Source organism: Pirellulales bacterium (assembly GCA_036490175.1).
Lineage (GTDB): Bacteria > Planctomycetota > Planctomycetia > Pirellulales > JACPPG01 > JACPPG01.
In genome coordinates, this window is the sequence record DASXEJ010000240.1 from 1 (window position 1) to 4,397 (window position 4,397).

Here is a 4,397-nt window from a genome sequence, read left to right on the forward strand (position 1 = left end):
CTTGCCCTGCTGAATCAGTTCCTTGACCGCGCCGGCCACGTCTTCGATCGGCACGCTGGGATCGACCCGATGCTGATAGAGCAGGTCGATGGTCTCGACCCGCAGCCGCTTGAGCGACCCCTCGACGGTCCGCTTGATATGCTCGGGCCGGCTATCCAACAAACTCCACCGCACCTCGCCCTCCGCAGCCGGCTTGAACCCAAATTTTGTCGCGATCACCACCTGCTCGCGGAACGGTGCAAGCGCCTCGCCCACCAGCTCCTCGTTGGTCAAGGGCCCATAAACTTCGGCCGTATCAAAAAACGTGACGCCCAGTTCCACAGCCGCCTGCACCAGCGCGATCATCTCCCGCTTATCCTTGGGCGGCCCATAGGCGAAGCTCAATCCCATGCACCCCAGCCCCACGGCCGAAACCTCCAAGCCGGTATTTCCCAGTTTGCGTGTACCAAGTTTGCCTGTTTGCATCGGCTTCTCCTTGCGGTTGCAATCAATCAGTGTGAAAAGCCGGCCTCGGGTGCTCGGCGTGCCGGTCGGAAAATGTTTCGCTCGACACCGACCTTAATCGTCGCTCATACGCAGGTGCCCCGTCCTTTTTTCCCCTCGCTCGTTTGCCTGCCAATACTTTTCCGATCGCACGTCTAAGCAAGTGAGCCAGCCGTCCCCGTACACCCGGGTGTCAATGCAGACCGCATGATCGAGCACGAGCGGGCGTCCGGAACGCTGGGCACTGTGGCCACAGATCATCGTCTTGCCGGATTCGTGCGGTCGCCAAACGGTGGGTTCCAGACGTTCCCAGTACAGCATGTAGTCGGGCTGGTCAGTAAGCGGCAGGTCGGGACAAACGTTTGCATGCACGAAAAAGTAAGCACCGGCCACGTGATAGGACGCGCAGTCCTCTTTGAGGAAACGCCAGTGCCGGGTCGGGATGGCGTCGGCGAAAGCCGCCCGATCCTCACCGGCCCCGTACGACGCCAGCGCTTGCCTGCCGCCGCACTGGAGCCATTCGCGAAAATGCTCTTCATCCTCGCGCGCCGCGAGCATCATCAAGTCGTGGTTTCCCTTCAAGGGCACACACCGACAGCGCTGCCGCAGCGCCAGAACTCGCTCCAGGACCCCATTGGAATCCGGACCGCGGTCAACATAATCGCCAAGCAACACGACCAGATCTTCAGGCTGCGGATCAACCTCTCCCAGGATCGCATCAAGCGCCGTCAAGCAGCCGTGGATATCTCCGATCGCAAGCGTCCGCATGTAAAGGCTTCCGACTGATTTCACTCGCCAGATCGGCAAATGGCAACGCCCGTTCGGCCACCAACCGCTGCCGCCGGGCCCAGCCAATATAACCGACATTGGAGAGAGCGTACCTCGCCTCGGCAGCACACACCGGCGAATCCATATTCAGAAAAAGTGTCTTGGTCGAATGACCGACGTGCCGGGAGACACACGTCGCCGGCGCGCCCGTCTCATCTGCGTCACCGGCTCCTTCCTTATCGCTGCGGGGGCTCGCGAGCAGATTGATCGTCTGCCGCTCGGATCGCGGCTTGTACTCGGTGCGACGCCAGAACACTATGTGGATCGCCCGGTGCTCCTGCGGTAGGCGAACCAATTGCAATTCGCCGCAGAATCCGGTGGCCCCGGTTCCGATGGCCCCGGCTGCGCGAGGTCCGACCGGCGATGTGACCGACGCGGGCCGGACGGCACACAAGATCACCGGCAGCCAAAGCCCGTGTAGAATGGGCCACTGTGGCGCGAACGCGATCGGCTAACAACGTGTCCAAATGAACGAGCACTCCATGCGTCTCGACAGGCAGATGTGCAGATGAGCGCGAAAAGACAAACCTACTCCCAGCCACAGAAGAAGAAGGTCAGGCAGATCGTACTGCGCCACGCCGTCCGGTCCCTCACGGAGGAGCGCACAAGCAGCACGCTGGTGCCAGTTGGCAGGTTCGACAGCCTCGCCCGGTATTGCGTGCATTTCGCTCGGGAGTATCTGAAGCTGGATCTGTCCGAGCCGATGGCGGCCCTGCAGCAGCACTGGGCGGTGGTGTACGCGTCGCGTGTGGGGGCGCGCGATCCGAGTAACCTCAAAGTGCTGTTCTTATGTGGGCCGGACCCGCTCAATGATCTCGATGAGTTGTTCGCGCTCGGGATAGCGCCGGAGAACGTGTGGGCGGTCGAGGCGGATGAGCAGGCGTTTAAGGCCGCCGCCAAGCAACTCCACAACGGCGGTTGGCCGATCAAGCTTCATCAAGGCTCGCTGCACGAGTTCCTCGCAGTCGTGCCCGAGCAGTTCGACGTGGTGTATTTCGACGCATGCGGCCCGTTGTTTGGCGGGAAGCCCAAGACGAGCACTGTACTGCGCGAGCTATTCCTGAATCAGCGTTTGGGCCCGCTCTCGGTTCTGATTACCAACTTCGCGGCAACGCCACGCGACACGGAGGACGAATGGATCACACGGCTTCACGCCTGGTATGCTCCGCGCTACTTTCAGCCTGCCTGGGGCGAGATCGACGGCGCGATGGCGATCGAGCGGATCGGTAAACCTGCGGAGTTCCATGCCCACCTCAAACAGCACCTCGAGGGTTACTACAGCGACTTCGTGACGAGGTTCACGATCGAATTCGCCAGTGAACTCTTGCCGTGGTGGCGCGTCCGGGCACTGAAGGGAGCTAGGAGGGCTTACTTCGCGCCCGATGCAAAGCTGGCATGTGCAATCGAAGCGTCCATTGCGGACGGCCAGATTGTCACCGTGGACGGCCAGCCTTCGCTTGGCATCCTGCTGGATTCAACAGGCCACTGCCAACTTTCGCCTGATCAATACCAGTTCCTGTGGACCGTCGCGTTGGCAAGGGATCATCTAAATGGCAATGATGCCCTATTGGAAATACTGACCAAGGACACGCTGGAGGACGCGAAACTTTGCGACGCCATCAACGCAGTATCGTTGGTGAGGAACTACTTCGAGAGCATCGGCGGTGGCTTCGCGCAGCACAACAGCGACGCGTGCAGCGATGCGCTCCGCGAGGTCCTAGACCACTTCCGGTGGTTCGACTCCCCAGGCACTCCTGCCTACCAACTGTTCTGCGACACGCCGCTGCCAAATCTTGCCATCGACCTTTTGATGGGGGTCTATGGCTACCCCTACCACGTCAATCTGCAGAAGCTCAAGAGGATCGAATACACGGCGAAAATTACTCCGATGTACACCGACGTGTTCGTCCTGGACCAGTGCCGGTACATGTATGATTTGGTGCCGACTCTTGCTATGTTCGGCGACGCACTTCCTCTCACGCTCCAGCTCCAACTCCGGATCTGCATGAACCTGATCCGGCTACATACGCATGAGTCGTGCAGAGACCTGTACCGAGGCTCGGCACTCGCCGGCATGGAGGTGGAAGGGTTCAACATTCACGGCTGGCCTGATCGTGTGGTGTTGAAATAGCAGTCACCTTCAACTGGCGAACGCAGATCGCCAGACCAACCGTTTGTGAAGCGGCCCCGACTGGTTCGATTCGGCTCAAATCTGGGCGTTCTAGTAAGTCAAACGCCTAGCCCGGTCCTTCGAGCTCGGCTTGCAGGTCGCACCAACGGGTTTCGAAGTCGGCGAGGTGGGTGGTCGGCGCGGTGACTTCGTTGTGCAGGCGCAGGGCTTCGATGGGATCGGGGCACCGGACGAGCTTAGCCTGGGATTGACGGTTTTGCTCGTCCAGCGTGGCGATGTTGCGCTCGAGGGCGTGGAGTTCTTTTTGGATGTTGCGCTCGTTGCGGCAGAGCTTTTAAGGGTCGGATTTTTGGCGGCTGGCTGGCGGTTTGGCGCGCGGTGGACTTGTGCGCGGCGTTTTCTCGCGTTCGCCGTCGTCGATCGCCTTGTTGACCGAATTCCGACTTGCGCGGCGAGAGAAATGGTAGTTCAACTGGACTTGGCGGCCTTGGCCTTGGCCTTTTTCGGCGCCGGGGGTTCGTCTTTTGAGGTGGGGTAGTTCTCGAATACGTCGCCGTGGCCGAGGATGCGCGGGTCGTTCTGGCGCTTCAGTTCGGCCGTGAGTTGGTCGTTGAGCTTGGCCAACACTTCGCGATAGCCCGGATCGGCGGCCAGGTTTTTTACGCAATCGGGATCGCTCGCCAGGTCGAACAGCTCGTCGGCCGGCCGCTTGCCGAAGCAGAACTGCCAGTAGCGGTCCTGCTGGCCGAGCCCTTCGATGAATTGCTTCGTGGGACCGTCGTCGGTGTCGATCAGGCCCAGTTCGGGATTGCCACACGGCCAGCGGTCGGGCGCGAAGTTGTGCAAGTACAGGAGGCTGCCTTGGCGAATGCCGCGCACGGGATAGCCCAAACCTGCCGGCGTGCCGGGCCGGGCCCGCACGTCGTTGCGTTCGCGGCCGAGGATCACGGAGCTG

General features: G+C 60.9%; 4 protein-coding genes. 1 reads left to right on the forward strand and 3 read right to left on the reverse strand.

Annotated features, from left to right (window positions below; all coding sequences use genetic code 11):
• Both VGG64_17915 and VGG64_17920 read right to left on the reverse strand, forming a co-directional pair.
• Positions 1–465, reverse strand: a 465-nt coding sequence (locus VGG64_17915; GenBank protein ID HEY1601482.1) for an aldo/keto reductase, incomplete at its 3' end; no start/stop codon positions are given.
• A gap of 93 nt (positions 466–558) precedes the next feature.
• The gene (locus tag VGG64_17920; GenBank protein ID HEY1601483.1) at positions 559–1,251 is read right to left on the reverse strand and encodes a metallophosphoesterase family protein; all 693 of its coding nucleotides are present in this window, start codon (positions 1,249–1,251) and stop codon (positions 559–561) included.
• A 568-nt stretch (positions 1,252–1,819) separates the two neighbouring features.
• On the opposite strand from VGG64_17920, the gene VGG64_17925 reads away from it, so the two are divergent.
• Positions 1,820–3,442 (forward strand): class I SAM-dependent methyltransferase, encoded by a 1,623-nt coding sequence (locus tag VGG64_17925; GenBank protein HEY1601484.1) that lies wholly within the window; start codon positions 1,820–1,822, stop codon positions 3,440–3,442.
• Between the two features lie 468 nt (positions 3,443–3,910).
• Here VGG64_17925 and VGG64_17930 read toward each other — a convergent pair.
• On the reverse strand, positions 3,911–4,397 hold a 487-nt coding region (locus tag VGG64_17930; GenBank protein HEY1601485.1), incomplete at its 5' end, for a heparan N-sulfatase.

Excerpts from the sequence above, each read along its gene's own strand:
- VGG64_17920 (HEY1601483.1), bottom strand. The coding sequence starts at position 1,251 with ATGCGGACGCTTGCGATCGGAGATATCCACGGCTGCTTGACGGCGCTT.
- VGG64_17925 (HEY1601484.1), top strand. The coding sequence starts at position 1,820 with ATGAGCGCGAAAAGACAAACCTACTCCCAGCCACAGAAGAAGAAGGTC.